This is a genomic window from Parasphingomonas zepuensis, assembly GCF_036663735.1.
Taxonomy (GTDB): domain Bacteria; phylum Pseudomonadota; class Alphaproteobacteria; order Sphingomonadales; family Sphingomonadaceae; genus Sphingomonas.
On record NZ_JAXOJO010000001.1, the window covers coordinates 1,273,775 to 1,298,852 of the forward strand.

Annotated in this window: 26 protein-coding genes; 11 read left to right on the plus strand and 15 right to left on the minus strand. The window is 66.7% G+C overall.

Annotation, left to right across the window (positions count from 1 at the left end; all coding sequences use genetic code 11):
* Position 1: 1 nt before the first annotated feature.
* The 5 genes from U1769_RS06125 to U1769_RS06145 all read right to left on the minus strand — a co-directional run bounded on the left by U1769_RS06125 (position 2) and on the right by U1769_RS06145 (position 8,304).
* Positions 2 to 1,519: a lipopolysaccharide biosynthesis protein gene (locus U1769_RS06125; RefSeq protein WP_332713363.1), complete on the minus strand. Its 1,518-nt coding sequence runs from the start codon at positions 1,517 to 1,519 to the stop codon at positions 2 to 4.
* Complete coding sequence (gene polA / locus U1769_RS06130; protein ID WP_332713366.1) at positions 1,516 to 4,269, minus strand: DNA polymerase I; 2,754 nt, start codon at positions 4,267 to 4,269, stop codon at positions 1,516 to 1,518. The genes U1769_RS06125 and polA overlap by 4 nt, the downstream gene beginning before the upstream one ends.
* A 123-nt stretch (positions 4,270 to 4,392) precedes the next feature.
* Positions 4,393 to 5,535, minus strand: a complete 1,143-nt coding sequence (locus U1769_RS06135; RefSeq protein WP_443030179.1) for a serine hydrolase — start codon at positions 5,533 to 5,535, stop codon at positions 4,393 to 4,395.
* Between the two features lie 211 nt (positions 5,536 to 5,746).
* Positions 5,747 to 7,336 carry an L-aspartate oxidase gene (gene nadB / locus U1769_RS06140; protein WP_332713371.1) on the minus strand — a complete coding sequence of 530 codons (1,590 nt, stop codon included), beginning with the start codon at positions 7,334 to 7,336 and terminating at the stop codon, positions 5,747 to 5,749.
* A gap of 44 nt (positions 7,337 to 7,380) precedes the next feature.
* Positions 7,381 to 8,304 carry an ABC transporter ATP-binding protein gene (locus tag U1769_RS06145; protein ID WP_332713374.1) on the minus strand — a complete coding sequence of 308 codons (924 nt, stop codon included), beginning with the start codon at positions 8,302 to 8,304 and terminating at the stop codon, positions 7,381 to 7,383.
* A gap of 104 nt (positions 8,305 to 8,408) precedes the next feature.
* On the opposite strand from U1769_RS06145, the gene U1769_RS06150 reads away from it, so the two are divergent.
* From U1769_RS06150 to U1769_RS06180, 7 genes are all read left to right on the plus strand, one after another.
* A complete protein-coding gene (locus U1769_RS06150) occupies positions 8,409 to 8,642 on the plus strand; it encodes a zinc-finger domain-containing protein (protein ID WP_299904562.1) in 234 nt (77 codons plus the stop codon).
* 19 nt (positions 8,643 to 8,661) lie between these two features.
* Complete coding sequence (gene tldD, locus U1769_RS06155; protein WP_332713379.1) at positions 8,662 to 10,092, plus strand: metalloprotease TldD; 1,431 nt, start codon at positions 8,662 to 8,664, stop codon at positions 10,090 to 10,092.
* A gap of 169 nt (positions 10,093 to 10,261) precedes the next feature.
* Positions 10,262 to 11,203: a DUF5996 family protein gene (locus tag U1769_RS06160; protein ID WP_332713382.1), complete on the plus strand. Its 942-nt coding sequence runs from the start codon at positions 10,262 to 10,264 to the stop codon at positions 11,201 to 11,203.
* Positions 11,204 to 11,251: 48 nt separating this feature from the next.
* Positions 11,252 to 11,803: a pyridoxamine 5'-phosphate oxidase family protein gene (locus tag U1769_RS06165; protein WP_332713384.1), complete on the plus strand. Its 552-nt coding sequence runs from the start codon at positions 11,252 to 11,254 to the stop codon at positions 11,801 to 11,803.
* Entirely contained in the window at positions 11,803 to 12,006 is a 204-nt protein-coding gene (locus U1769_RS06170; protein ID WP_332713387.1) for a putative signal transducing protein, read from the plus strand. Before U1769_RS06165 ends, U1769_RS06170 begins: the two co-directional genes overlap by 1 nt.
* Before the next feature lie 143 nt (positions 12,007 to 12,149).
* Positions 12,150 to 12,488, plus strand: a complete 339-nt coding sequence (locus U1769_RS06175; RefSeq protein ID WP_332713389.1) for a P-II family nitrogen regulator — start codon at positions 12,150 to 12,152, stop codon at positions 12,486 to 12,488.
* A gap of 14 nt (positions 12,489 to 12,502) precedes the next feature.
* A complete protein-coding gene (locus U1769_RS06180; RefSeq protein WP_332713392.1) occupies positions 12,503 to 13,864 on the plus strand; it encodes an ammonium transporter in 1,362 nt (453 codons plus the stop codon).
* Positions 13,865 to 13,956: 92 nt separating this feature from the next.
* Here the strand turns inward: U1769_RS06180 and U1769_RS06185 are convergent, their stop codons facing one another.
* From U1769_RS06185 to recQ, 7 genes are read right to left on the minus strand one after another with little or no spacing between them, the layout of a single operon-like run.
* Positions 13,957 to 14,121: a hypothetical protein gene (locus U1769_RS06185; RefSeq protein ID WP_332713395.1), complete on the minus strand. Its 165-nt coding sequence runs from the start codon at positions 14,119 to 14,121 to the stop codon at positions 13,957 to 13,959.
* Between the two features lie 32 nt (positions 14,122 to 14,153).
* Positions 14,154 to 15,743, minus strand: a complete 1,590-nt coding sequence (locus tag U1769_RS06190; RefSeq protein WP_332713398.1) for a GMC family oxidoreductase — start codon at positions 15,741 to 15,743, stop codon at positions 14,154 to 14,156.
* The gene (locus U1769_RS06195; protein WP_332713401.1) at positions 15,677 to 16,630 is read right to left on the minus strand and encodes a sterol desaturase family protein; all 954 of its coding nucleotides are present in this window, start codon (positions 16,628 to 16,630) and stop codon (positions 15,677 to 15,679) included. Before U1769_RS06195 ends, U1769_RS06190 begins: the two co-directional genes overlap by 67 nt.
* Positions 16,631 to 16,640: 10 nt before the next feature.
* Positions 16,641 to 17,030, minus strand: coding sequence for a hypothetical protein (locus U1769_RS06200; protein ID WP_332713404.1), 390 nt, complete (start codon positions 17,028 to 17,030; stop codon positions 16,641 to 16,643).
* Positions 17,027 to 17,455, minus strand: coding sequence for a protein tyrosine phosphatase family protein (locus tag U1769_RS06205; RefSeq protein ID WP_332713406.1), 429 nt, complete (start codon positions 17,453 to 17,455; stop codon positions 17,027 to 17,029). Before U1769_RS06205 ends, U1769_RS06200 begins: the two co-directional genes overlap by 4 nt.
* Complete coding sequence (locus tag U1769_RS06210) at positions 17,452 to 17,814, minus strand: hypothetical protein (RefSeq protein WP_332713409.1); 363 nt, start codon at positions 17,812 to 17,814, stop codon at positions 17,452 to 17,454. Before U1769_RS06210 ends, U1769_RS06205 begins: the two co-directional genes overlap by 4 nt.
* Positions 17,804 to 19,573 carry a DNA helicase RecQ gene (gene recQ / locus U1769_RS06215; protein ID WP_332713706.1) on the minus strand — a complete coding sequence of 590 codons (1,770 nt, stop codon included), beginning with the start codon at positions 19,571 to 19,573 and terminating at the stop codon, positions 17,804 to 17,806. The genes U1769_RS06210 and recQ overlap by 11 nt, the downstream gene beginning before the upstream one ends.
* Before the next feature lie 98 nt (positions 19,574 to 19,671).
* Here recQ and U1769_RS06220 point away from each other — a divergent pair, with 98 nt between their 5' ends.
* Together U1769_RS06220 and U1769_RS06225 are read left to right on the plus strand one after the other, a co-directional pair.
* Entirely contained in the window at positions 19,672 to 20,571 is a 900-nt protein-coding gene (locus tag U1769_RS06220; RefSeq protein ID WP_332713412.1) for a hypothetical protein, read from the plus strand.
* A 39-nt stretch (positions 20,572 to 20,610) separates the two neighbouring features.
* Entirely contained in the window at positions 20,611 to 20,898 is a 288-nt protein-coding gene (locus tag U1769_RS06225; RefSeq protein WP_332713415.1) for a GNAT family N-acetyltransferase, read from the plus strand.
* Between the two features lie 4 nt (positions 20,899 to 20,902).
* Here U1769_RS06225 and U1769_RS06230 read toward each other — a convergent pair whose 3' ends face one another.
* Positions 20,903 to 22,723, minus strand: a complete 1,821-nt coding sequence (locus U1769_RS06230) for an ABCB family ABC transporter ATP-binding protein/permease (RefSeq protein WP_332713419.1) — start codon at positions 22,721 to 22,723, stop codon at positions 20,903 to 20,905.
* Positions 22,724 to 22,815: 92 nt separating this feature from the next.
* Here U1769_RS06230 and U1769_RS06235 point away from each other — a divergent pair, with 92 nt between their 5' ends.
* Both U1769_RS06235 and U1769_RS06240 read left to right on the plus strand, forming a co-directional pair.
* Positions 22,816 to 23,046 (plus strand): hypothetical protein, encoded by a 231-nt coding sequence (locus tag U1769_RS06235; protein ID WP_332713421.1) that lies wholly within the window; start codon positions 22,816 to 22,818, stop codon positions 23,044 to 23,046.
* Between the two features lie 74 nt (positions 23,047 to 23,120).
* On the plus strand, positions 23,121 to 23,531 hold the full coding sequence (locus U1769_RS06240) for a hypothetical protein (RefSeq protein WP_332713424.1): 411 nt from the start codon (positions 23,121 to 23,123) through the stop codon (positions 23,529 to 23,531).
* Between the two features lie 16 nt (positions 23,532 to 23,547).
* Here the strand turns inward: U1769_RS06240 and U1769_RS06245 are convergent, their stop codons facing one another.
* Together U1769_RS06245 and U1769_RS06250 are read right to left on the minus strand one after the other, a co-directional pair.
* Positions 23,548 to 24,492 carry a phytoene/squalene synthase family protein gene (locus U1769_RS06245; RefSeq protein ID WP_332713426.1) on the minus strand — a complete coding sequence of 315 codons (945 nt, stop codon included), beginning with the start codon at positions 24,490 to 24,492 and terminating at the stop codon, positions 23,548 to 23,550.
* A complete protein-coding gene (locus tag U1769_RS06250) occupies positions 24,489 to 25,070 on the minus strand; it encodes an LOG family protein (RefSeq protein ID WP_332713429.1) in 582 nt (193 codons plus the stop codon). Before U1769_RS06250 ends, U1769_RS06245 begins: the two co-directional genes overlap by 4 nt.
* Positions 25,071 to 25,078: the final 8 nt, after the last annotated feature.

A 25,078-nucleotide genomic window follows, 5' to 3' on the forward strand; every position in this document is an offset into this window, starting at 1 on the left:
CTCAGGTCGGCAGCGGGGCCTCAGCCGCCGGCACCTTGCCGAACAGGGCGCGGTCCTCCGGGCCGAACGCCCAGCGGTGCAGCACGAAGGCATAGCTCGCCAGGATCATTGGCAGGCCGATGATAAGCTCGGCCCATTCATAGCGCGGGGGCAGCCAGGTGAAGGCAGTCCCCACCAGGATCGCCGCCACCGCCGCCCAGGCGAGCGGCCAGCGAAATCCGGACACGCGCGCCTTGAGCAAGCGCGACAACAGGGTCGCCTTGATGATCGAGCTGAGTCCGAGCGAGATCAGCAGCGCGACGGCCGGGCCCGCCGCCTGGAAATTGATCGGCCATCCGACGCCGCGCATCGCGAAGATCAGGCCGAAGCTCAGCAATACCTGAAAGCCGAGCATGCCGAGCGAGATCACCAGGTTGCGAACCCGCGCGATATAGACCAACGCCGATTCGCACACCGCGCCGGTCGATGCGGCGGCCTCGGCGGTCAGCAGGAAGGCGAGCGCGGCGGTACCGGCGACGAATTGCGGGCCGACCACGCCCATCACCGCTTCGCCGGGGATCGATCCCATCAGTGCGAGGCCGAGCTGGGCGGCCAGAATCCAGAAGCCGACCTGCCGCACCTGCGCCGCCACTGCCTCGCGGTCATCCTTGGCCAGGCTCGCGGTGATCACCGGCCCGAGGATTGGATCGAAGCTCGTCTTGAGCTTGGCGGGGATCGAGGCGACCTGCTGCGCCATGTAATAGATGCCGACCACCTTCGGTTCGAACATCACGCCCAGGATGAAGCGATCGACATTGCGCGTGCCCCATTCGATTGCGTCCGCGCCGGCTAGCGGCACGTTGCGGCTGGCCATGCCGAACAGCCGCACGACCCCCGGCCGCCATCCAACCGGCAGGCCATAGCTGCGCACGAACGGAATGAGCGAAGCGATCAGCGCCGCCGCCATCGACAGGATGTAGGAATAGATCAGCCCGTCGCGCAGCGAGACGAAGGAAAAGGCATAGGCGGCGACGCTGATCGTCCAGGGCTCGACGATCGCGCGTGCGGTCACCGTCGCCTTCACATTGCGGCGATAGGCCAGCGCGGCCAGGCTGACGTCCGACCAGGCGATGGCGAAGACGATGCACGGCAGCCAGCGGTCCATCCCTCGGATCGGGCTGTTCGGATACATGATCTCCGGAATGGCGATCAGCACGGCGCTGGCGATCAGCGCGGCGAAGAACGCCACCGCCATCGCGTCCCAGGCGACATGGACATGCGGCCGCTCGGTCGAGGACAAGGCCTGCGCCAGCCCCCGCTTCAGTCCGAGCGTCGCGAGCAAGGCCGCCAGTTCGACCACCACCACGGCAATGGCGAAGCGCCCGACGATGTCCGGCCCATAGACGCGGCCGGCGATGAACAGGAACGGCAGGCGTGCCGCAAGCCGCAGCAAGAAGCCGATGATGTTGGTCCGCCCGCCCTTGGCGAGCGCGGCAATGTCGTCAGTGCCCCCGTCCGCGGCAGCGCCGGCAAGGGTCAATGCGCTGCTCCCCAGCTCAAGCCGACGCCGATCTCGATGCCGAGCGGCACGGAGAGCTTCACCGCCGGCTCGGCCGCGCTGGCCATGACACGCTCGATCACTGGCCGCGCCGCCGCGACATCGCCTTCGGGCAGCTCGAACACCAGTTCGTCATGCACCTGCAGCAGCATGCGCACCTGGTGCAGCCCGGCATCCGCCAGCGCCGGCCCCATGCGCACCATGGCGCGCTTGATGATGTCGGCGCTGGTCCCCTGGATCGGCGCGTTGATCGCGGCGCGCTCGGCACCCTGGCGCTCATGCTGGACCTTGGATTTCAGCCGCGGGAAATGCGTCTTCCGGCCGAACAGCGTCTCGGTATAGCCCTTGTCGCGCGCCTTCTCGATCGTCTCGGCGATATAGTTGTTGATACCCGGGAAGCGATCGAAATAGCGGTCGATCATCGCCTGCGCCTCGTCCGGCGTGACGTCCAGCCGGCCGGCCAGGCCCCAGCGCGAGATGCCGTACAGGATGGCGAAGTTGATCGTCTTGGCGCGCCCGCGCGTATCGCGCGTCACTTCGCCGAACAGTTCCTGCGCGGTCAGGCTGTGGATGTCGTCGCCATTGGCGAACGCGGCCTTCAGCGCCGGCACGTCCGCCATGTGCGCGGCGAGCCGCAGTTCGATCTGCGAATAATCGGCGGCGAGCAGGACATTCCCCGGTTCGGCGACGAACGCGTCGCGGAGCTGCCGCCCGATCTCCGTGCGGATCGGGATATTCTGCAGATTGGGGTCAGTCGAGGAAAGTCGCCCGGTCTGGGCACCGGTCAGCGAATAGCTGGTATGGACTCGGCCGGTCTCCGGGTTGATCTGGGCCTGCAGCGCATCGGTATAGGTGGATTTCAGCTTCGACAGCTGGCGCCAGTCGAGCACCCGCGCCGCGATCACCTTGCCCGGCGAATCCTTGTCCGCCGCGATCCGCTCCATCTCGTTCACGTCCGTCGAATAGACGCCGGACTTGCCCTTGCGGCCGCCCTTGATGCCCATCCGCTCGAACAGCACGTCGCCCAGCTGCTTGGGGCTGCCGATCGTGAAGGGGCCGCCGGCGAGGCCGTGGATCTCGGTTTCAAGCGCAGCGATCGAATGGGCAAACTCGGTCGACAGCTGGGCCAGCCGTTCGCGGTCGACCTTGATGCCGTGCCGCTCCATCTGCGCGATGACCGGGGCGAGCGGCCGATCGACCATCTCGTACACCCGCGTCGCGCCCTCGGCCGGCAGGCGTGCCTTGAAGCGCCGCCACAGCCGTAGCGTCACATCGGCATCCTCGGCCGCGTAGCGCGTCGCCGCGGCCAGATCGATCTCGTTGAACTGAAGCTGGCTTTTCCCGGTGCCGACCACATCCTTGTAGGCGATGCAGCTGTGCGAGAGGTGAGTCGCCGCCAGCTCGTCCATGCCGTGGCCGTGCAGCCCCGCATCGAGATCGAAGCTCATCAGGATCGTGTCGTCATGCGGCGCGACATCGATGCCGAGCCGTCCGAGCACGATCATGTCGTATTTCAAATTATGCCCGATCTTGAGCACGCCGGGATCCTCGAACAGCGGCTTGAGCTTCGCCAGCGCCACGGCGGCGGTCAGCTGGTCGGGCTTCTCCGCGAACAGGCCGGTGCCGCCATGGGCAAGTGGGATGTAGCAGGCGATGTTCGGCTGAAGCGCCATGCTCACGCCGACCAGATCGGCCCGCGTCGCGTCCACGCCGGTCGTCTCGGTATCGATCGCGATCCAGCCCTGGTGCCTGGCCCGGGCGATCCAGTCGTCCAGCGCGGCCTCGTCCACCACGGTGACATAGCCATCATGGTTGCAGGGCGGATCTTCCTCCTGCGGCACGGTGGACGGCGTCTCGACCGGGGCATCGGCCACTGCCGACAGCTTGGCGAGCAGCGATTTGAACCCGTGATGCTCCAGGAACGCACGCAGCGGCGCCTCCGGAATCCCCTGCAGCGCCAGATCCTCGAGCGCATCGGCCAGCGGCGCATCGTCCTTCAGCGTCACCAGCACGCGCGACAGCCGCGCATTGTCGGCATGCTCGATCAGATTGTCGCGCAGCTTGCCCGGCTTCATCGAAGGGGCGGCGGCCAGCACGCCTTCGATATCGCCATATTCCTGGATCAGCTTGGCCGCGGTCTTCGGGCCGACGCCAGGCACGCCCGGCACATTGTCGACACTGTCGCCCATCAGGCCCAGCACGTCGCCCAGCCGGTCCGGCATCACGCCGAACTTCTCCAGGACATGCTCGGCGCCCAGCCGCCGGTTGTTCATCGTGTCATAGAGGTCGAGCCCCGGCTCAATCAGCTGCATCAGATCCTTGTCGGAACTGACGATCGTGACCGACCAGCCCTCGCGCAGCGCCGCCTTGGCGTAGCTGGCGATGATATCGTCGGCCTCGAGACCCTCTTCCTCGATGCACGGCAACGAGAAGGCGCGGGTCGCGTCGCGAATCATCGGGAACTGGGGGACGAGATCCTCGGGCGGTGGCGGGCGCTGCGCCTTGTACTTGTCGTACAGCTCGTTGCGGAAAGTATGGCTCGATTTGTCGAGGATGACGGCCATGTGAGTCGGCCCGTCGGCCTTGTGCAGCTCGTCGGCGAGCTTCCACAACATGGTGGTATAGCCATAGACCGCGCCCACGGGCTCGCCATGGATGTTGGTCAGCGGTGGGAGCCGGTGATAGGCCCGGAAGATATAGCCGGAGCCGTCGACGAGATAGAGATGAGGCATCGGCGGGGAATAGCAGCGGTCCGCGGGTCGGGCGAGAGGCGAATGCGCAGTGAACGTCCGAGGGGTCGGACCGACCCGACCGGACACTCCCGGGGCAGCGAAATACGGTCCTGCGACCAGGCGTCAGCGCCCGCCCGCTGCTCCGGCAAGGCGGAGATCGCTCCCGCTGTGATTGCTAACCACCGCGGTCACCACTGCCTGCATCAGCCTCTGGCGCTCCGGAATCGCCCTGGGCGTGTCGCCGATCATCACGGCGAGGGCATAGCTGCGGCCGTCCGGCGCGATCAGCAGGCCGACATCGTTATAGCCGGCGGTGCGCCCGCCCAGATCCTGCCCGGTGCCCGTCTTGTGGCCGAAGCTCCAGCCAACCGGCACTGCGCCGTGCATGCGCTGCCGGCCGGTCTTGGACATTTCCATCGTGCCGATCAGATAGTCGGTCGAGCGTTGCGACAGCACCTGGCCGAGTTTCAGCTTCGCCAGCGCGCCGGCGATCGCCGCCGGGGCTGCGCCGTCCGGCGGATCGGCGACATAGCGTTCGAAGGCAGCGACCCGCGTCGCCAGCGGCAGGCGCGCGCGCGCCACGGCAAAGGCGTTGCCATAAGCGAATTCGGGCCTCCATTCGAGGCCGGCCGTCCCGCTCTGCAACAGCTTCTCGCCCGGGCCGAAGCGGATATCGCCCAGCCCCTTGCGACGGATGAAATCGCGCACCGCGGCAGGGCCGCCGACATAGCGCAGCAACCGATCGTTGCAGGTATTGTCGCTCATCGTCAGCGCGCGGCGCAGCAGTTCGCCGACCGTCGTCTGATAGCCCGCGCCATCCTTCACCAGCGCAGCGATCGGCTGGTGGAACAGCGTGAAATCTTCCCTGGTCAGCGTAATCGGATCGTCGAGCGTCAACCGCCCGCTGTCGCGATAATCGAGCACGGTCATCGCGACCCATAATTTGCTGACGCTTTGCTGCGGCAGGCGGACTTCGCCATTGCTCGTCACGGCCCAGCCCTGATCGACGCTGCGCACGGCAATGCCGACCTTGCCGGAGAAATTGCGGCCGAGCGCGGCGATGGTGGCGTTCAGAGCCTCGGGCGCGCGCGGCGGCCGGGGTGTCGGCGGCGGCACGGGAATCACGACCCGATAGGCTGGCGGCCGCGGGGCCGGCGGCACGATCGCGAGATGGCGGCTGGTATCGTGCCCGCAGGCACAGAGCGCTGCCGCGAGCAGGAGCGCCGCTATCGGCCTTGGAAAAATGAAGGTGTTAATCTGCGTCACCAATTAAGCCCCACCCCGATTGTCACCTTAGACATGGAATCTCCTTGAGGAATCCCTAGCGTAGCGGGCTTGCGATGAATGGCGGCTGGCGCGAGGTGAAATGGTGTCGCAGCCTCGCAGGAGATGCGATTGAATCCATTCAGGGTTTCTACGGCCCTGCACGCGCCGGCACCGTTCGATGTCCAGCCTGCAGCGGCGGCTCGGCGGTGCCTTACGGGACGAGAACCGTGTCGACCGCGTCCGGCAACAGCTCGGGATAATCGAGCGTATAATGCAGCCCGCGCGATTCGTGGCGGTGCAGCGCCGATCGCACGATCAGATCGGCCGTCTGCAACAGGTTGCGCAGCTCGATCAGGTCTGGCGTCACCCGGAAATGGCCGTAATAATCCTCGATCTCGCCAGTCAGCAGCTTGATCCGGTGCTGCGCCCGCTCCAGCCGCTTGGTCGTGCGGACGATGCCCACATAATTCCACATGAAGCGGCGGATCTCGGTCCAGTTCTGCTTGATGACGACTTCCTCGTCCGAATCCTCGACGCGGCTTTCGTCCCAGGGGCGGATCGGGGGCGGGGCGGGCAGTTCGTCCCAATGTTCGGTGATGTGCCTGGCCGCAGCTTCGCCGAACACGAAGCATTCGAGCAGCGAATTGGAGGCAAGCCGGTTCGCGCCGTGCAGCCCGGATTCGCTGCATTCGCCGGCGGCATAAAGCCCCGGAAGGTCGGTCTTGCCGTTGAGGTCGATCGCGATCCCGCCACAGGTATAATGCTGGGCCGGGACGACCGGGATCGGCTCCTTCGTCATGTCGATGCCCAGCCCGAGCAGCTTCTCGTGGATGTTCGGGAAATGCTCCTTCACGAAATCGGCGCCGCGATGGCTGATGTCGAGATGGACATAGTCCAGGCCAAGCCGCTTGATCTCATGGTCGATCGCGCGCGCCACGATGTCGCGCGGCGCCAGTTCGGCGCGTTCGTCGAAATCGGGCATGAAGCGATATCCCGTCTCCGGGATCAGCAAATGCCCGCCCTCGCCGCGCACTGCCTCGGTGATCAGGAAATTCTTGACCTCCAGATTGTAGAGGCAGGTCGGGTGGAACTGCATGAATTCCATGTTCGACACGCGGCATCCGGCGCGCCACGCCATCGCGATCCCATCCCCGGTCGCGCCGCGCGGCGCGGTGGAGAAGAGATAGGTCCGCCCCGCGCCGCCCGTCGCCAGGATGGTCGCCCGTGCGGTGAACAGCTCGACCCGGCCGGTCCCCCGGTTGACGGCATAGACGCCCCAGACATTGCCGGCGCCGGAATAGCGCTGCTCGTGGCGGCTGGTGGCAAGGTCGATCGCGACCATGTCGGGCACCAGCGTGATGTTGGGATGGGCCTCGGCCGCGCTCTGCAGCGCGACCTGCACTGCCCAGCCGGTCGCGTCGTCGACATGGACGATGCGCCGGTGGCTGTGCCCGCCCTCGCGGGTCAGATGCGGCGTATTGCCTTCCATGTTGAACGGCACGCCCAGCTTGGTGAGCCGTTCGATCGCCGCCGGCGCGCTCTCGATCACGAATTCGACGGTGGCGCGGTCGTTGAGCCCGGCGCCGGCGATCATCGTATCCTCGATATGGCTTTCGAAGGTGTCGCCCGGCTCAAGCACGGCGGCGATCCCGCCCTGTGCCCAGGCCGTCGATCCTTCGGCCAAGCCGCCCTTGGCGAGCACGGTCACCTTGAAGCGATCGGCCAGGTTCAGCGCCGCCGTCAGCCCGGCGGCGCCGGAGCCGATGATCAGGATGTCGGATTGATGGTCGATATCGGGCACCCAAATCTCCGTTCGGGCCGAGCCATGGCTCAGGACTAAGGGCGTTAAGCGTTCGACGCCCGGGTAAGGTTCAGGAACACGTCTTCCAGATCGGCCTCGCGGGTCGACACGTCGACGATGCCGTATCCTTCCGCCTGCACCGCTGCCAGCACCTGGCCGGCGTTCACCTTGTCCTTGCCATAGGTGATGGCGAGGGTGCGCGTGCCCTTCAGCTCGATCTTCTGGAAACAGCTCGCCTGGGGCGGCGTGGCGACGTCGCGATCGACCGTCACCTCGACCAGCTTCTCGGTCGCCTTGCCGAGCAGCTCGCGGGTCGGCTCGTTGGCGATCACCTTGCCATGGTTGATGATCGCGATCCGGTCGCACAATTGCTCGGCTTCTTCGAGATAATGGGTGGTCAGCACCACCGTCACGCCCTGCTGGTTGAGGCTGCGGACATAGGCCCAGAGCTGCTGGCGCAGCTCGATGTCGACGCCGGCGGTCGGCTCGTCCAGCACCAGCACCGGCGGCGTGTGCACCATCGCCTTGGCCACCATCAGCCGCCGCTTCATGCCGCCCGAAAGCGTGCGGGCATAAGCGTTCGCCTTGTCCTCCAGGTGCACCGCGCGGAGCAGCTCCATCGATCGCCGCTTCGCCTTGGGCACGCCGTAGAGCCCGGCCTGGATCTCCAGCGTCTCGAAGGGGGTGAAGAAGGGATCGAACAGGATTTCCTGATTGACGATGCCGATCGATGCCTTGGCGTTGCGTGGGTGCTGATCGATGTCGAAGCCCCAGATCGTCGCATTGCCGCCGGTCTTGTTGACCAGCCCTGCCAGGATATTGATCAGGGTCGACTTGCCCGCGCCGTTCGGGCCGAGCAGCCCGAATATCTGCCCCCGCGGCACTTCGAAGGAGACATCGTCGAGCGCACGCTTGCCGCCCTGATAGGTCTTGCACAGGGAGTCGATGACGATCGCGGCTTCAGTCATCCTCGCCCCTTAAGCTTGCAGCAAGCGCGCGCCAACCCCTCTCCCGGCGTGCAGGGGAAAGGAAGAATTGCCCCGTCCCCGTCACCTTGCTATCGCGCCTCCTCATGATCGCTCCGCCAGAAACCCTCCGCGTCTCCCACCGCCGCGTCGCCTGTGACGGCGCGACCGACATTCCCGGCGGCGCCGCGCTTGGCCATCCGCGCGTGTTCCTCGAGATCGACGAGCATGGCTATGTCGATTGCGGCTATTGCGACCGACGCTTCGTGCTCATCGGCGGGCCTGCCGACGGGGTCGATCAATCGACTCTTCCCGATCATCCGGCTGGCGCGAGCGTCTGAGCCGCCTATATTGGCCGGCATGACCAGCCGATCAGACCCCCGCTCGTTCCTCTACCATGATGGCCAGCTCGATCCCGCCGAGGCCCAGCGCCTGACCGCGTCGGCCCTAGCCCGGGCCGATGACGGGGAGCTTTACCTGCAATATCGCAAGGCCGAGGCCTTCGGTTTCGACGACGGCCGGCTGAAGACCGCCTCCTACGATACGCATAGCGGCTTTGGCCTGCGCGCCGTGTCGGGCGAGACCACAGCCTTTGCTCATGCCAATGAACTGAGCGCGGCCGCGATCAACCGCGCGGCCGAGACGATGGCGCTGATCGATCCCTCGGCTTCGGCCAAGGCGCCGCCGCCGCGCGCCACCAACCGTCATCTCTACACCGCCGCCGATCCGCTCGATCTCGTGCCCTTCGCCGACAAGGTGAATCTGTGCCAGACGATCGATGCCGCCGCCCGCGCGCGCGATCCGCGCGTCGCGCAGGTCTCGGTCTCGCTGTCGGGCACCTGGAGTGTGGTCGAGATCGTCCGCGCCGACGGATTCGTCGCGACGGACATCCGCCCGCTGGTCCGGCTCAACGTCTCGATCGTGGTCGAGCAGAATGGACGGCGCGAGACGGGCAATTTCGGCCTGGGCGGGCGCTATCTCTATGATTCGCTGATGCAGCCGGAGACGTGGAACCGCGCGATCGACGAGGCTTTGGCCCAGGCGCTGGTCAATCTCGATTCAGTCGCGGCGCCGGCCGGCGAGATGACCGTGCTGCTCGGCCCGGGCTGGCCCGGCATCCTGCTGCACGAGGCGATCGGCCATGGGCTCGAAGGCGATTTTAACCGCAAGGGCACCAGCGCCTTTTCCGGCCGCATCGGCGAACGCGTCGCGGCGCCGGGCGTGACGGTGGTCGATGACGGCTCGATCGCCGATCGGCGCGGTTCGCTGTCGATCGACGACGAAGGCACGCCCACCCAGGAAAATGTCCTGATCGAGGACGGCATCCTGCGCGGTTACATCCAGGACCGGCTCAATGCCCGGCTGATGGGCGTCGCGCCGACCGGCAATGGCCGCCGCGAAAGCTTCGCCCATGCCCCGATGCCGCGCATGACCAACACCTTCATGCGCGCCGGCCAGGACGATCCGGCCGAATTGCTCAGCCGGGTCAAGAACGGGATCTTCGCCAAGAGCTTCGGCGGCGGGCAGGTCGATATCGTCTCGGGCAAGTTCGTCTTCTCCTGCACTGAGGCGTACCGCATCGAGAACGGGAAGATCGGCGTCCCGATCAAGGGCGCGACGCTGATCGGCGACGGCCCGAGCGTGCTCACCAAGGTGACCGGCATCGGCAATGATTTCGCGCTCGACGAAGGTGTCGGCATGTGCGGCAAGGGCGGCCAGAGCGTGCCTGCAGGTGTGGGCCAGCCGACCTTGCTGGTCAGTGGCCTGACGGTGGGTGGCACTGCGGTGTGAGCTATTTCCGCAGTTTCTTTAAAAAGGACCTGTGGCAGGCCGCAGGTGCTACCTTTATCGCCCTGTTCTTCGCGCGGCAGACTTTCAACCACAGGTTCAGGAATCCCGTCGATCGGGTGCCCGGTACGGATGACTGAACGAATCTGTGGTGAATCCAGGGGAAGCAACTGTGCCCGAATCGAATATCTGGCCCGAACTCCACTGGTCGTCCTGGCGCGAAACCGCCATCGGTCTCCAACTGCGCACCCAGATCATCGGCAAGGTCAGGCTCGCGCTGACGCCGTGGCTCAACCATAGCTGGCATGTGCCGCTCTATATCACCGCGCGCGGGCTGAGCAGTTCGGCGATCCCGTGCGGGGATCGCCTTCTGCAGATCGATGTCGATCTGATCGCCGACAAGGTCGAGTTTTCCAGCAGCGATGGCGGTGTCGCGACGATCCCGCTCGCGGCGGGCAGCATCGCCGGTTTCCATGCTGCGGTGGTAGCCGCGCTTTCCGAATTGGGTGTCGCGATTGCGTTCGACGGCACGCCGAGCGAGATGTCCGGCGCGATCCCGTTCGCCGAAGATCATGAAGAGCGCCCCTATGACGCGGATGCCGCCCGCCGCTTCTGGCGGGCGCTGATCCAGGCGCGGCGCGTGTTCGAACGGTTCCGCACCGGCTTTCTCGGCAAGGCCAGCCCGACGCATTTCTTCTGGGGCAGCTTCGATCTTGCCTCGACTCGCTTCTCCGGCCGGGACGCGCCGCGCCACCCCGGCGGCCTGCCCGGGCTGCCCGATGCGGTGACGTGCGAGGCCTATAGCCATGAGGAGGCGAGTGTCGGCTTCTGGCCGGGTAGCGACACCTACCCGCACGCGTCGTTCTACGCTTATGCCTATCCCGCGCCGGCCGGCTATGCCGAGGCCAGGATCGAGCCTGCCGAAGCCGCCTACAGCACGGAGATGGGAGAGTTCCTGCTCTCCTATGACGCGGTGCGTATCGCGGCCGATCCGGATGCGGCGCTGCTCGCCTTCTGCCAGTCGACCTATGATGCCGCCGCGGACCTCGGCGCGTGGGACCGGGATGCCCTGGAATGCCCGCTCGGCCGGCCACGGGTGCCGCGCGCCGTCTGACGCTTCGGCCCTATTCGCAAAGGTGCGGCGGCGCGTTAGGATGGTCCCATGGCCGAATTCTTCGACGCCCTGACGGACGATCACCGCGCGTTCATCGCGAAGCAGCCGCTGTTCTTCGTCGCCACCGCCGCAGCGGATGCGCGGATCAACCTAAGCCCCAAGGGCATGGACTGTTTCCGGGTGCTGGATGATCGCCGCGTGGCCTATCTCGACGTCGCCGGTTCCGGGAACGAAACCAATGCGCATCTCGTCGCCGATGGGCGCATCACGATCATGTTCTGCGCCTTTGAGAGCCCGGCGCTGATCTTCCGCATCTATGGCCGCGGCACGCCGGTCCTTCCGCAGGACGATCGCTGGACCGAACTGGCGGGGCACTTCACCCTGCTGCCGGGCACCCGCCAGATCTTCGAGGTGGCGATCGATCAGGCGCAGACCAGTTGCGGCTGGGGCGTGCCGCATATGAGCTTCGAGCGCGAGCGGACGACGCTCAGCAAATATCACGCGAACGCCGGCGACGCGGCGCGCTTCGCCAAATATGCCGTGCGCACCCACAGTATCGATGGCTTGCCCGTCCGCAATCCGACGCGCCCCGCGCAATAATGGCGCTCGTCGAGCTTGGCCGCTTCAATCGCAACGAAGCCCATATCCTGATCGGACGGCTCGATTCCGAAGGGATCGATGCAGTCGCGCTCGATGGCAATGCCAGCATCGCCGACGGGAGTTATCTGTTCATCCCGGTTCGCGTGATGGTCGACGACGGGGATCTCGCAACAGCTCGGGTGATCGTCGCCGGCGCTGCCTGATTCTTGGGCAGTGCTTCGCGGCTGCACAAAAATTTACCTTGAAGTAATATTTTCGTAGCGGAACCCCCGCGGAAACGCGTGTTTTCGATTTTGGCACGACCATTGCTGTGTCTTCTCCGGGACAATTGCAAAAGGGGGCGCCGGTGAAACTCATCATTGCCATCATCAAGCCGTTCAAGCTCGACGAGGTCCGCGAGGCCCTCACCGAGATCGGCGTTGCGGGAATGACCGTGACGGAAGTGAAGGGCTTTGGCCGACAAAAGGGTCAGACCGAAATCTATCGCGGGGCCGAATACAGCACCAACATGGTGCCCAAGATCAAGATCGAGATCGTGTGCGCGGCGGATCTCGCCCCCAAGGTCGTCGAGGCGATCCAGGCATCGGCCAACACCGGCGCGATCGGCGACGGCAAGATCTTCGTTCTCGATGTCGGCCAGGCGGTGCGCATTCGCACCGGCGAAACCGATGAAACCGCGCTGTGAGTAAGGGGGCAGTGATGAAGCATGCATTGAAATACGCCGGCACTGCCGGTCTCGGAGCCGGGCTTGCGCTGTTCGCGGCGCTCCCGGCCTGGGCGCAGGATGCCGCCGCCGCGGCGGCACCGGCCGCGCCTACCGTCGACAAGGGCGACACCGCCTGGATGATGACCGCGACGGTCCTCGTCCTCATGATGATCCTGCCGGGCCTGGCCCTGTTCTACGGCGGCCTCGCCCGCACCAAGAACATGCTCTCGGTAATGACGCAGATCGGCGCCGTCGCGGCGCTGGCGATGCTGGTCTGGGTGATGTGGGGCTATACCATGGCCTTCGGACCCGATTACACCAGCGGCCTCAGCAACATTCTCTCGAACTTCGACAAGGCGTTCCTCAAGGGCGTCGACTCCTCCAGCGTCGCCGCGACCTTCACGGCGGGCGTGGGCATCCCCGAATATGTCTTCGTCTGCTTCCAGATGACCTTCGCGGCGATCACCGTCGCGCTGGTGCTGGGATCGGTCGTCGAGCGCGTTAAGTTCTCGGCGGTGATGGTCTTCGCGCTGGTCTGGCTGACGATCGTCTATTTCCCGATCGCGCACATGGTGTGGGCGGCGAGCGGCTATTTCTTCAAGCTCGGCGCGCTCGATTTCGCCGGCGGCACGGTGGTTCACATCAACGCCGGCGTCTCGGCTCTGGTCTTCGCCCTGATCCTCGGTAAGCGCATCGGTTACCCGACCGAGCGCATGGCGCCGCACTCGCTGACCCTGACCGCGGTCGGCACCGGCCTACTGTGGGTCGGCTGGTTCGGCTTCAACGCCGGCTCGGCGCTCGAGGCGAACGGTTCGGCCGCCCTCGCGATGATCAACACCTTCGTCGCCACCGCTTCGGCTGGCCTGTTCTGGATGCTCGCTGAGCGTGCGTCGGGTCACAAGGCTTCGGCACTCGGCTTCTGCTCCGGCATCATCGCCGGCCTGGTCGCCGTCACCCCGGCCGCCGGCAACTCCGGCCCGTTCGGCGCGATCGTGCTGGGCGCCGTCGCCTCGATCGTCTGCTTCCTCTTCGTCACCAAGGTGAAGCCGAAGCTCGGCTATGACGACTCGCTCGACGCCTTCGGCATCCATGGCATCGGCGGCATCGTCGGCGCGATTGGCACTGCCATCGTCTATGCTCCGTCGCTCGGTGGCCCTGGCGCCGCCGACTATGACATGGGCGCGAAGATCCTGGTCCAGATCCAGGCCGTCGGTGCGACGATCATCTGGGCTGCGATCGGCACCACGGTTGCCGTGTTCATTGCCAAGGCAGTCACCGGTGGCCGCGTCACGCCCGAAGTCGAGCTGGAAGGCCTCGACGTCGGCGAGCATGGCGAGCGCGCCTACAACTATTGACAAGATTGGGGCCGGTCTTCGGGCCGGCCCCCCACGATGTTCCTCCTGCGGACGACCTAGGCCGGTGCGGCAACGCACCGGCCCTTTTTATGTCAGGGCTGCTTCTCGTCTGGCGCGGGTTCGACCTCAGGTTCGGTCTCCCCGGCGTTCCGGTTGCGATAATGGCGCGCAGCGAGCGTCGCGCCCAGGATGAAGCCGCCGGGCACCAACAGGATGGCGGCGGCCAGGCCGACGCGGTTCATGATCTTTCTGTCCATCGTGCCGCGCTACACGCGCGACCCGACCCGCGCTATCCCGCGAGATCGGCCTTCACGAAATCGGCGCAGCGCTCCCCGATCATGATCGACGGCGCATTGGTATTGCCCGATACCAGCTTCGGCATGATCGACGCGTCCGCGAGATAGAGGCCAGCGACGCCGCGCACGCGCAGCTGCGGATCGCATACCGCCATCGCGTCCGATCCCATCCGCGCCGTGCCGACCGGGTGATAGATGGTATCGGCGCGCGCGCGGATCAGCTGCTCCAGCGCGGCATCGTCGTCGAGATCGACCGGATAGCGGTCGCGGCCCTTATGACCGGCGATCGGCGGCGTCGCGAGGATGCGGTACATCGCCCGCACGCCCTTCATCAGCAGCTCGACATCGCGGCGTTCGCTGAGGAAGGCCGGATCGATCAGCGGCGCGGCGCGCGCATCGCTCGATTGCAGCCGCACCGTGCCATGGCTTTCGGGGCGCAGCACGCAGGCGTGGCAGGAAAAGCCGTGGCTCTTCACTTTGGTCCGCCCGTGATCCTCCAGCACGACCGGCACGAAATGGAGCTGGATGTCGGGCGCCGGCGAAGCCGGATCGACTGTCAGGAATCCGCCCGACTCGGCATAGGGCGTCGTCATCGCCCCGCGCCGGTGCCGCATCCACTGCAGGATCGCGCCGATCGACTTGATCTTGCCAGCCAGCGTCTGGCCGATGAAATAGCGGCCGCTCGTCTCGAACGCAGCGACATAATCGACATGGTCCTGCAGGTTCGTGCCGACCGCCGGCCGGTCGACCAGCACCGCGACGCCCTGCTCGCGCAAGTGATCGCCCGGGCCGATGCCCGACAGCATCAGCAGCTGCGGCGTGCCGAACACCCCGCCCGCCAGCACCACCGCGCGGCGCGCGCGGATCGTCTTTGCCTCGCCACCCTGGATGTAGACGACACCGGTCGCGCGGCCTTCCTCGATCAGCACGCGTTCTGCGACGACATCGGTCAGCACGCGCAGATTGCCCCGTCCGGCCGCGCTCTCGATATAGGCGCGCGACGAACTCCAGCGCTCGCCGCGCTGCTGAGTCACCTGATAGACGCCGACGCCGTCCTGGCGCGGGCCGTTGAAGTCCTCGTTCACCGGGATCTGCAACTGCCGCGCGGCCTCGACGAATTCGACCGAGCCGGGATGAGGATCGCTCTGGTCGCACACGTGCAGCGGCCCGTCGCCGCCGTGCCAGGCATCGGCGCCGCGGGCATTATGCTCGGCGCGCCTGAACACCGGCAGGACGTCGTCATAGGACCAGCCGGGGCAGCCCAGCGCCGCCCAATTGTCGTAATCCCATTTATTGCCGCGCAGATAGAGCATCGCGTTGATCGCACTCGATCCGCCCATTCCGCGCCCGCGCGGCTGGTATCCCCGCCGGCCGTTCAGCCCGGCCTGCGGCACCGTCTCGAATTGCCAGTTGGTCGCCGGGGTCTGGAAGGCGAGGAATCCCGGAATCCGCGTGCGCAGTCCGGTATTGCTTCCGCCCGCTTCGAGCAGGGCGACCGTGTAGCGGCCGCCTTCGCTCAGCCGGCCGGCCGCCGCCGCTCCGCCGGATCCGCCTCCGATGACGACGATGTCGGCTTCTTCCATTCGGCTTTCTCCTGCTCGAGCCAGCGTTGTTTGATGATCTCGGACGTGTCGCGGCTGCCGTCGTGGCTCCAGCCGGGCGGTTTCGCGATATAGCCCCATCGGGCGCGGAGCGTGGGTGCCGCCCACACGTCCCGGGCGATGCCCACCCATTCGTGGAATGCCGCCCAGAGCAGGTTGAAGCTGCCCAGATCCTTGACGATGCCGTAGCGCGGGCGATCGTCGTCGCGCTCGGGCTCGAACGTGCCGAGCCATTTGTCCCACAGGATGAACACGCCGGCATAGTTGCGGTCGAGATAGCGCGGGTTGGTCGCGTGATGGACGCGGTGGTGCGACGGCGTGTTCATCACGGCCTCGAACCAGCGCGGCATGCGGCCGATCACTTCGGTATGGATCCAGAACTGATAGATCAGGTTCAGCCCGCCCACGAACACCACCATCGCCGGCGGAAAGCCGATCAGGAACAGCGGCAGCCGGAACAGGAAATTCAGGCTGAGGACGCCAGTCCAGGTCTGCCGCAGCGCGGTCGACAGGTTATAATGCTGGCTGGAATGATGGATGACGTGGCTCGCCCAGAACCAGCGGACCCGGTGCGCGGCGCGGTGGAAGACATAATAGAAGAAATCGTCGATCACGAAGCACAACGCGAACCAGTACCAGGCATAGCCGATGTCGAAGAGGCGGAACTGCCACACCCATACCGCCATTCCATAAGCAAAGGCGGCGGTCAGCGCGCCGGCGACGGTGCTGCCGGTGCCCAGCGCCAGCGAGGTCAGCGTGTCCTTCGGCTCATAGCGTTTCCGGTCGCGCGCCCAGGCCACCAGCATCTCGGCCAGCACGAGCAGCACGAAGGCTGGCACGGCATAAGCGACGGGATCGGGCAACGTCATGTCCCACTGCTTACACTCTTGTCAGCGACGCTTCCAGTCCGCGCACATCGGCCTCGAGCACGCCGAGCAACGTCACGTCGCCGAACAGGCGTTCGCCCGTCTTCACCGTCACGCCCTCGATCGCCGGCCCCAGCGCGAGCGGCGGGAGCAGCCGCCGTGCCGCGACCTTTGCCCCGTGCCGCTTCAGCACGGCGATCGCGCCATTACCCGCGACGATCGCGGCGCCGCCGTCCTGGCTGACCAGAGCGGCATGCGCGACGAAGCCGGCCAGCATCTGCTCGGCGATCTCGCGCGCCTCGGCCGCGCTGCCGATCCGGCTCTCGCCCAGCCGCAGCCACCGCGCGATCCCGGCCAGCACCAGGACCGCCGCGATCGACCCGGCAAGCTGAGTCCAGTTCATCTGCCCCCGGCCAGCGCGTCGAGCAGCGGGCGGATGCCGGTCAGGTCATATCCGGTCGCCGCGGCCTTCGCCATCAGCCGGTCCGGATGGTCGCCCTGCTTCGCCCGTGCGAGCGCCCACAGATTGCAGGAGCGCGTGCCCGACCGGCAATAAGCCAGCACCGGCCCGCCCGCCACGTCGAGCGCTTCGACCATCGCGTCGATCTGGTTGCCCGAAAAGCCGGCATGGGTGATCGGGATGGCGGTGTAGGACAGGCCGGCGGCTTCCGCCGCGGCGCGGATCGCATCGCCCTCGGGCTGGCCGCCCTCTTCCTCGTCGGGCCGGTTATTGACGATCGCGGTAAAGCCGGCCGCCGCGATCTCCGCCACGTCTTCGGGCGTGATCTGTGGGGCGACTGAGATGGTGTCGTCGATACGTCGGATCATAGCCCTACCGTTTCATAGTTGCGCAGCACCGCGCGGATCTTGGGATATTTGGCGTAGCGCTTGCGCAAAGTCACGGCGCTTGCGTCGAGCCCCTTGCAGGATGCCGCGATACCGCGCTCGATCTCGCGGCGTCGCGGCGCGTCATACGGCTCTTCGCCGGCCCAATGCTCGCAGTCACTGTGCCTGACGATGAAGTGCTGGATATCCGCCGGCAGCCCGCGTGCCTCGGGATAGGTCTGCAACTGCGCCTCGGTCAGCGGCTTCGGCTCGCGCTGCTTTGCCGAAAGCGCGCCGGGCGCCGCCATCAGCACCGCCGCCAGCGCAAGGCGGACCACGAGCGGTCCCGCGTCAATGGTCACGGATCACCTCGAGGAAGCTGTTGCCATAAGCATCGAGCTTGCGTGCGCCGACGCCCGAGATCCGCCCGAGCGCGGCGAGATTCGCCGGCCTCGTCGTAGCCATGTCCCGCAGCACCGAATCGTGGAAGATCACATAGGGCGGTACGCCGCCCTCCTGCGCCAGTTCGCGCCGCCTGACGCGCAATGCCTCGAACAGCGGATCGCCGATCGGGTTGGGCGCGCCCGTACCGCCGCCGCGGCGCCGCCGCTCGCGCTTGGGCGGCAGGATCAGCGCCACCTCGGCCTCACCCTTCAGGATCGCCTTCGCCTCGGGCCCGAATTCGAGCCCCCCGAAATCATTGGCGCGCAGCGCATCGCGTAGCAACAGCGCACGTGCCACCGGCTTGATCAGGGCAGCTTCCTCGGGGCTGGACGCGATGCCGAACACCCCGAGCGCCTCATGCCCGTTCATCAGGCTGCGCTCGCTCGACTGGCCGGTCAGGATGCTCTCGATATAGCCCACGCCAAAGCTCTGCCCGGTGCGGAAAACCGCCGACAGGAATTTGCGCGCCACTTCGGTCGCATCGACGGCGCTCGGCGGATTCAGGCAATTGTCGCAATTGCCGCAGGTCTCCGGGGAATCGTCGCCGAAATGCTTCAGCAGGATGCGTCGCCGGCACCCGGCCGTCTCGACCAGCGCGCCAAGCGCGGTCAGGCGGGTGCGCTCGCCCGCCTGGCGGTGCGGCTCGACTTCGGCGATGCGCTGGCGCGCCTTGGCGAAATCCTCCGCGCCCCAGAACAAATGCGCGATCGCCGGATCCCCGTCGCGCCCGGCGCGGCCGGTCTCCTGATAATAGGCCTCGATCGATTTGGGCAGGCCGGCATGCGCGACGAAGCGCACGTCGGGCTTGTCGATACCCATGCCGAACGCGACCGTGGCGATGATCACCATGTCCTCGGACGCGACGAACTCGGCCTGGTTGCGCGATCGGATATGGGGCTCCAGGCCGGCATGATAGGGCCGGGTCGAGCGCCCCGTCGCCGCCAGCTTCTCGGCAAGCTGCTCGACGGCCTTGCGCGTCTGGGCATAGACGATGCCCGGGCCGGGCTGCTCGGCGATCAGGTCGGCGATCTGCCGCGTCGTGTTGTCGCGCGGCGAAATCAGATAGCGGATGTTCGGCCGGTCGAATCCGGCGACGATCTTGCCGTCGCGTGGGATGCCGAGCTGGTCGAGGATGTCGGCGCGGGTATGCGCGTCGGCCGTCGCGGTCAGGGCAAGGCGCGGCACCCCCGGGAAATGGTCGAGCAGCGGCCGCAGCAGGCGGTAGTCGGGCCGGAAATCATGCCCCCATTCGGATACGCAATGCGCTTCGTCGATCGCGAACAGGGCGATCGGCGCCTGGCCGAGCAGGTTGCGGAAGCTGTCGCCGGAGGCGCGCTCCGGCGCGACATAGAGCAGGTCGAGCTCCCCCGCCCTGAACCGCGCGATCGTCTCGGCCTGGTTGGTATCGACCGAGGTGAGCGTCGCGGCGCGTATGCCGATTGCCTCGGCGGCGCGCAGCTGATCGTGCATCAGCGCGATCAGCGGGGAGACGACCACACAGGTCCCGTCCAGCATCACCGCCGGCAATTGATAGCAGAGCGACTTGCCCGCGCCCGTCGGCATCACCGCCAGCGTGTTCAGCCCGCCGAGCACGCGATCGACCACCTGGCGCTGGACGCCGCGGAACTCGGGAAAGCCAAAGGTGGATTGCAGGATGGGCAACGGATCGAGCGGCATGCCGGCCGACCTAGAGTTCATCGCGCGCCGTCGCAATGCCGCCATCAATTCGCCGCGCTCGGCGGTGACAGTCGCTGGCGAAGCGGGGGAATGAAGCGATGACTGGACCGAGCCTGTTTGTCGTCTGTGGCGCGGTGCTGCTGGTCGCCGCCGCCGATGCGCCGCGCGAGCGCATCGTCACCGGCGACGGGATCGTGCCGGGCAATGTCGCCACCATGCCGGGCCGGATCCTGGTCGATCCCGGCGCGCCGTCGATGCTGATGCTGGCGCCCGATTATGCCGCCCGCATCGGGTTGCGTCCGGGCATGTTCGGCATGCGCTATATGGTCGGCCCGGTATCGGTCGACGGGTCGAGCGCCGTCACCACGATCGATACCGGCGGCGGCCCGCGCAAGCGGCGAGTGGCCTGGACGGTCCAACCCTATACGGCCGACGCCGATGGCGTGATCGGGCCCGGCGGCCTCGCCGAGGATGTGGTACGCTTCGCCCTGAGAGCGCCTCGTCCGGGCGAGCGGACCGTTACCCTCCCGATGGTCGATGCGGGCGGATTGATGGGCAGCAAAGGCGGGCTGTTCGCGCGGATCGATCTTGGCGGCCAGCCGCTCAAGGTCCGTTTCGATCTTCGCCACCGCCGAACGGTGGCCACGGCGGGCGCCGGGGTGCGGATCGCCGCCGCCCTGAACGGCAGGACCGAGGGTGAGGTCGAACGGGCCGAGATCGTCTTCGGCGTCGAGCGGCCGGTCCGTCGGCTCCATCTTGCCGCGCCGTTGCAGGTGGGGCCGCTCGCGATCGACCGGCTGTTCGTCCGCGTCGCCGATTTCGGCGATGCCTCGATCATCGCGGACGAGCGGGACGATCCGGACGAGGTGGTCGTCACCGCCGGTAAAAAGCGCGATCCGGACCGCGATCGCCTGAGCCTCGGTCTCGACCAGCTCGATCGCTGCTCGTCGATCGTCTTCGACAAGCCCGCCGCGCAAATAAGGCTCAGCTGCGCCTGAAGCGGTTGGCCGCCGGGATTTTCCTGCTAGCTTGGTCGCATGACCGAAGACGTCCGAGACAATCCCGCTGCCCACCGGTTCGAGCTGGTGGTCGATCGCCATCTCGCCTTCAGCGACTACACGCTGGAAGGGAACGTGATCACTTTCACGCACACGCTCGTCCCGCCCGCGCTCGAAGGGCACGGCGTTGCCAGCCGCCTGATTTCCGGCGCGCTCGCCCAGGCCCGCGACCGCGGCCTGAAGGTCCGCCCGGTCTGCGAATTCGTGAAGGCCTATATCGATCGGCATGCCGAGTGGCAGGATCTGCTCGCCGAACGGGCGGCCTGAGGGTTCACTCCGCCGCGAGCGCCCCGTCCTCCTCGCGCTCCTGCGCCTGGCGGTTCCACATCTCGGCGTACAGCCCGTCCTGCCGCAGCAGCGCCGCATGGCGCCCGCGTTCGACCACCCGGCCGGCCTCTAGCACGACGATCTCGTCGGCATGGATCACGGTCGACAGCCGGTGCGCGATCACGATGGTGGTGCGGCCCCGCTCGATATCCTCCAGCGTCGCCTGGATCTCGGATTCGGTGCGGCTGTCGAGCGCACTGGTCGCCTCGTCCAGGATCAGGATAGGCGGATTCTTCAGCAGCGTGCGGGCGATGGCGACGCGCTGCTTCTCGCCGCCGGACAGCTTCAGCCCGCGCTCGCCCACCCGCGTCGCATAACCCAGCGGCTGGCGCTCGATGAAGTCGGCGATCGCCGCGCCGCGCGCGGCGCGCTCGATCTCCTCTTCGCCGGCATCCTCGCGGCCATAGGCGATGTTGTAGCCGATCGTGTCGTTGAACAGCACCGTGTCCTGCGGGACGATGCCGATCGCGGCGCGCAGCGATTCTTGCGTGACCCCGGCGATGTCCTGCCCGTCGATCGTGATCCGCCCGCCCGTCAGGTCGTAGAACCGGTACATCAGCCGGGCGAGCGTCGATTTGCCCGCACCCGACGGCCCGACCACCGCCAGCGTGTGGCCCGCGGGGATGTCGAGATCGATGCCCTTCAGGATCGGCTGGCCGTCGTCATAGCCGAAGCGGACATCCTCGAACCGCACATGCCCGGCGCCGACCGCAAGCGGGCGCGCGCCGGGCGCGTCGATCACCTCGGACGGCGTGTCGATCAGGTCGAACATCGCGCCCATGTCGATCACGCCCTGGCGGATCGTGCGATAGACCATACCGAGCAGGTCGAGCGGGCGGAACAGCTGCGACAACAGGGTCGATACGAACACCACGTCGCCCGCCGAAAACTGGCTCTTGCCCCAGCCCCAGGCGATCACGCCCATGCCGATCGCCATCATCGCATTGGTGATCAGCGCCTGGCCGATATTCAGCCAGGCGAGCGAATTCTCGCTGCGCACCGCCGCCGTGGCATAAGCCAGCATCGCCTTGTCGTAGCGCCGCGCCTCGCGCTCCTCGGCGTTGAAATATTTGACTGTCTCGAAATTCAGCAGCGAATCGACCGCGTGCGAGACTGCGCCTGTGTCGAGGTCGTTCATCTGCGTGCGTAATGCCGCGCGCCAGTCGGTCACCAGCCGGGTGAAATAAATGTAGATCGCGACCATCGCCACGGTCGATGCGACCAGCCACAGCCCGAAATTGCTCCAGAAGATGGTGAGCACCAGCACCAGCTCGAGCAGAGTCGGCGCGATGTTGAACAACATGAAATACAGCATCGTATCGATGCTCTTGGTGCCGCGCTCCACCACCTTGGTAACGGCGCCGGTGCGCCGTTCGAGGTGGAAACGCAGCGACAGGCGGTGGAGGTGCCGGAACACGCTGGCCGCCAGCCGGCGGGTCGCTTCCTGCCCGACGCGCTCGAACACGGTGTTGCGCAGATTGTCGAACAGCGTCGTGCCGAAACGCGCCGCAGCATAGCCCAGCACCAGCGCGATGACGATCCACGCCGCGCTCCGGTCGCCCTGCGCCATGCGATCGACGGCATAGCGCATGGCATAGGCGACGCCGAAGACCTGCAGAAGTTTCGATCCGACCACGAGCGTCATCGCCGCCACGATGCGCAGCCGCAGCGCGGGCGCATCGGCCGGCCACAAATAGGGCAGGAAGCGCCGGAGCGTCGGGATCAGCGGCCGCTCGCTGCTTGGGGTCTCGGTAAGTGGGGGCATCACCGCCCATATAGGCGGCCAAATCGGGATCGGAAGCATTTCGCGGAACCAGAGACGCGCCCGTCGATTGATACCGGGACTGGAGACGAGGCATGGAACCCTTCTTTTTCGTGATGGCGATCATGGGTTGCGCGGACGGTTCGGCCAATTGTGCCGAGGCCCGGGTCGTGCCCGTGCGCTATGCCTCGGTTCAGCAATGCCAGGCGGCGATGCCCGTCATGCTCGAGCGCAACAGCGATATCGATTATCCGGTAATCAGCGCCACCTGCCGGTCGAATCGGCCGCAACTCGTGCAGACCAGTCAGCAACGCCGCGGCGGCTGATCCGGTCTTTCGCTTTTCCCGGCCTTCCGCTTTCCTTATCCGATGCTAGGCTGGCGCCTGAACAGGGGCAGCCGATGCGGAAGATTTTAAGTGTTGTGCTTGGCGCTGGCGCGGCGATGCTGGTCGTCGCGGCCTTCGATGCGCTGGCCAGCTATCTCTATCCGTTGCCCGTCCTCGAAAGCGGCGATCCGGCCGCGCTTGCCGCCGTGGTCGCCGGCATGCCGCTGACGGCCAAATGGCTCGTCGTCGCAGGCTGGCTGGCCGGCCCGCTGGCCGGTGCCTGGCTCGCGTTGCGGATCAGCGACTGGCGCCCGACCGGGTGGATCGTCACGGCGGTGGTCCTTGCCGGCAGCATCGCCAACATCGCGATGCTGCCCCATCCGCTGTGGATGCAGCTTTGTGCCGTCCTGCTGCCGGTGCTGGGCGGCGCGGCCGGCATCTGGCTGCACCGCAAGCCCTATCCGGGCGAACCGCTGCTCGGCTGAACGCCTGCCGCAGCGGTCAGCGCGGCCGCTGCCACAAATCGGGGTTGCGCGGCACTGGCGGGTAAAGCGACCGACGCTGCGCCGCCTCGCGTGCGGCCCGCGCGATCATCGCGATTTTCGCCATGGCCGATGTCGAGACGCGGTGGTCCCAGGCCTGTTCGCCGCGCTCGGCGACTTCGCGTCCGATCGCGCCATAGATGCCCGCCGCCGCCAGCACGGCCCAGGCCGATCGGAACGGCAAAGCGGGCGTTCCTGCGCGCGCGCTTTCCTCGAACGCCGCCGCGCGGGTGGCGAGCCGTTTCGCCAGCACCGCGAGCCGCTGGCGGAACGGCGGCTTCATGTGCTGCCCGGGCGGGATATCCATTTCGACCAGCCATTCCTCGGGCAGGTAGCAGCGGCCGACCCGGTCATCCTCCTCGATGTCGCGCGCGATATTGGCGAGCTGGAACGCCATGCCGAGATCGCAGGCACGGTCGAGGGTCGCTTCGTCGTCCGGTGAAACCCCCATCGCCACCGCCATCATGCAGCCGACCGCACCCGCGACGTGATAGCAATATTTGTACAGGTCATCCTCGCTGCGCGGCCGCCATTCCTCGGCGTCGAGCGCGAAGCCGGCGATCAGGTCGTGCGCGAAACGCTTCGGCATCCTCGTCTCGGCCGCGACGATGCGCAGCGCGTCGAAGGCCGGATCGCCGACCCAGTCGCCCGCCAATGCTGCGTCGGTCATCGCCGAAAGCCGCAGGAGCCGCGCCGGCGCATCCTCGACGATGGTCATGCCGTGCCCGTGATCCTGGCCATCGGCGATATCGTCGCATTTCCGGCACCAGGCGTAGAGCAGCCAGGCGCGCTCGCGCGTCCTGCGGTCGAACAGCCGGCTCGCGGCAGCAAAGCTCTTTGATCCGCGCGCGATCGATTCCGCGGCGGTCGCGACGATCGCGTCACGCGACGGCAGGTCGCTCACAGGTCCTTGGCGCTCATCTTGGTGATCGTCTCGATCGGGACATGGGCCGCCATTTTGGCTAGCAGCCCGTCAAGGCCGCTGTCGACGATCAGGATGGCCTGGTGCTGCGGCCGCAGGAAACCGACCTCGCCCATCTTCTCGTAAAAGGCGATCAGATCATTGTAATAGCCCGCGACGTTGAGCAGCCCGACCGGCTTGGCATGATAGCCGATCTGCGCCCAGCTCAGCGCCTCCCACAATTCGTCCATCGTGCCGGTGCCGCCGGGCAGGTTGACGAATCCGTCGGACAGATCGGTGAAGGCCTGTTTGCGCTGGTGCATCGTGTCGACGACATGCAGCTCGGTCAGCCCGCGATGGGCAACCTCGGCGCTGACCAGCGCGGTCGGGATGATCCCGATCACTTCGCCCCCCGCATCGAGCGCGCCGTCCGCGACCGCGCCCATCAGCCCAAGCCGTCCCCCGCCATAGACGACGCCGATGCCCCGCTCGGCCAGGGCACGGCCCACGGCGCGCGCGGATTCGATATAGACGGGATCGCTGGGCGTGGCCGATCCACAATAAACCGCCAGGCGTTTCATCGGAATCG

What these genes read in the sequence shown, in the direction of transcription:
- U1769_RS06235 (WP_332713421.1), top strand. Translation starts at nt 22,816, where the DNA reads ATGGAACCCTTCTTTTTCGTGATGGCGATCATGGGTTGCGCGGACGGT.
- U1769_RS06145 (WP_332713374.1), bottom strand. Translation starts at nt 8,304, where the DNA reads ATGACTGAAGCCGCGATCGTCATCGACTCCCTGTGCAAGACCTATCAG.
- U1769_RS06205 (WP_332713406.1), bottom strand. Translation starts at nt 17,455, where the DNA reads ATGATCCGACGTATCGACGACACCATCTCAGTCGCCCCACAGATCACG.
- recQ (WP_332713706.1), bottom strand. Translation starts at nt 19,573, where the DNA reads ATGCCGCTCGATCCGTTGCCCATCCTGCAATCCACCTTTGGCTTTCCC.
- U1769_RS06230 (WP_332713419.1), bottom strand. Translation starts at nt 22,723, where the DNA reads ATGCCCCCACTTACCGAGACCCCAAGCAGCGAGCGGCCGCTGATCCCG.
- U1769_RS06250 (WP_332713429.1), bottom strand. Translation starts at nt 25,070, where the DNA reads ATGAAACGCCTGGCGGTTTATTGTGGATCGGCCACGCCCAGCGATCCC.
- tldD (WP_332713379.1), top strand. Translation starts at nt 8,662, where the DNA reads ATGACCAGCCGATCAGACCCCCGCTCGTTCCTCTACCATGATGGCCAG.
- U1769_RS06180 (WP_332713392.1), top strand. Translation starts at nt 12,503, where the DNA reads ATGAAGCATGCATTGAAATACGCCGGCACTGCCGGTCTCGGAGCCGGG.
- U1769_RS06190 (WP_332713398.1), bottom strand. Translation starts at nt 15,743, where the DNA reads ATGGAAGAAGCCGACATCGTCGTCATCGGAGGCGGATCCGGCGGAGCG.
- U1769_RS06165 (WP_332713384.1), top strand. Translation starts at nt 11,252, where the DNA reads ATGGCCGAATTCTTCGACGCCCTGACGGACGATCACCGCGCGTTCATC.
- U1769_RS06225 (WP_332713415.1), top strand. Translation starts at nt 20,611, where the DNA reads ATGACCGAAGACGTCCGAGACAATCCCGCTGCCCACCGGTTCGAGCTG.
- U1769_RS06185 (WP_332713395.1), bottom strand. Translation starts at nt 14,121, where the DNA reads ATGGACAGAAAGATCATGAACCGCGTCGGCCTGGCCGCCGCCATCCTG.
- U1769_RS06170 (WP_332713387.1), top strand. Translation starts at nt 11,803, where the DNA reads ATGGCGCTCGTCGAGCTTGGCCGCTTCAATCGCAACGAAGCCCATATC.
- U1769_RS06195 (WP_332713401.1), bottom strand. Translation starts at nt 16,630, where the DNA reads ATGACGTTGCCCGATCCCGTCGCTTATGCCGTGCCAGCCTTCGTGCTG.
- U1769_RS06200 (WP_332713404.1), bottom strand. Translation starts at nt 17,030, where the DNA reads ATGAACTGGACTCAGCTTGCCGGGTCGATCGCGGCGGTCCTGGTGCTG.
- U1769_RS06220 (WP_332713412.1), top strand. Translation starts at nt 19,672, where the DNA reads ATGACTGGACCGAGCCTGTTTGTCGTCTGTGGCGCGGTGCTGCTGGTC.
- U1769_RS06150 (WP_299904562.1), top strand. Translation starts at nt 8,409, where the DNA reads ATGATCGCTCCGCCAGAAACCCTCCGCGTCTCCCACCGCCGCGTCGCC.
- U1769_RS06240 (WP_332713424.1), top strand. Translation starts at nt 23,121, where the DNA reads ATGCGGAAGATTTTAAGTGTTGTGCTTGGCGCTGGCGCGGCGATGCTG.
- polA (WP_332713366.1), bottom strand. Translation starts at nt 4,269, where the DNA reads ATGCCTCATCTCTATCTCGTCGACGGCTCCGGCTATATCTTCCGGGCC.